Raw genomic sequence first — 1,074 nt, 5'->3', positions numbered from 1 at the left:
CGGGGGGGGGGGGGGGGGGGGAATCTGGGGGTGTCATGGCCCTGCCATGGGGTTCTTGGGTGGCTCTTCCGGGGCTGGGTCGGAGTGCTGGGTGGGTGGGGGGTCGGGGTGGAGGGTGATGTGGTCGGGTTTGAGGTGGAGGAGGACCCGGTCGCGCATGTCCAGGGCGGTGGTGTAGTCGGCGGGGAGCTGGAGGCGGCCGGCGCGGTCGAGGGTGGCGTACTCGCGGGCCACGACGGATTCCTCGCCGGTCGTCGCGTCGATCTCCGTGCGGCGGAGGACTTCCGAGGAGGTGCGTCCGTCGCGGATGGCGACCGTGCGGCGGACCTCGTCGGCCACCTTCTGGTCGTGGGTGACGATGACGATCGTGGTGCCCAGCTCCTCGTTGGCGGTGCGGAACGCCGCGAAGACCTGCTCGGCGGTGTGTGAGTCCAGTTCGCCGGTCGGCTCGTCGGCGAGGAGCACGGCGGGGGAGTTGGCCAACGCGACCGCGATGGCGGTGCGTTGGGCCTCGCCGCCGGAGAGCTGGTGCGGGCGCCGGTCGCGGCAGTGGGTGAGGGAGAGCAGGGCCAGGAGGTCCTCGGCGGCCTTGGTGCGTTCGGCGCGGCGGCGGCCGCCGCGCAGCCGCATCGGCAGGGTGATGTTCTGGGCGGTCGTGAGGTAGGGGAGCAGGTTGCGGGTGGTCTGCTGCCAGACGAAACCGACGACGTTGCGGCGGTAGTCGAGGCGGGTGCGGGCGTCCATCGTGAGCAGGTCGCGGCCGGCGACGCGGGCCGCGCCGGCGGTCGGGACGTCCAGCCCGGCCAGGATGTTCATCAGGGTGGACTTGCCGCTTCCGGACGCGCCCACGAGGGCGAGCAACTCCCCTTCCGCGACGAGGAGATCGAGGCCCTGGAGCGCTTGGACCTCCACGCCGTCGGTGGTGAAGACGCGGACCAGGCGGTCGCAGGCGATCAGGGCGTCGTGTCCGTAGGGGGGACGGGCGCGGCGGTCGGCGGCCCGCCGCTCCAGCTCGGCGAGGGAGGGGGCGGGAGCGGGGGAGGCGGGTGTGCCGCGGTGTGGAGGGCCTGGGGT

1 protein-coding gene is annotated in these 1,074 nt (G+C 73.6%); it reads right to left on the bottom strand.

Annotated features, from left to right (window positions below; genetic code table 11):
* Nucleotides 1-33: 33 nt before the first annotated feature.
* Nucleotides 34-1,011 carry an ABC transporter ATP-binding protein gene (locus MUU72_RS35085; RefSeq protein ID WP_248017511.1) on the bottom strand — a complete coding sequence of 326 codons (978 nt, stop codon included), beginning with the start codon at nucleotides 1,009-1,011 and terminating at the stop codon, nucleotides 34-36.
* Nucleotides 1,012-1,074: the final 63 nt, after the last annotated feature.

It is taken from the genome of Streptomyces rhizoryzae, assembly GCF_023155275.1.
Classification (GTDB): Bacteria; Actinomycetota; Actinomycetes; order Streptomycetales; family Streptomycetaceae; genus Streptomyces; species Streptomyces rhizoryzae.
This window is presented reverse-complemented; position numbering and strand designations above follow the sequence as displayed.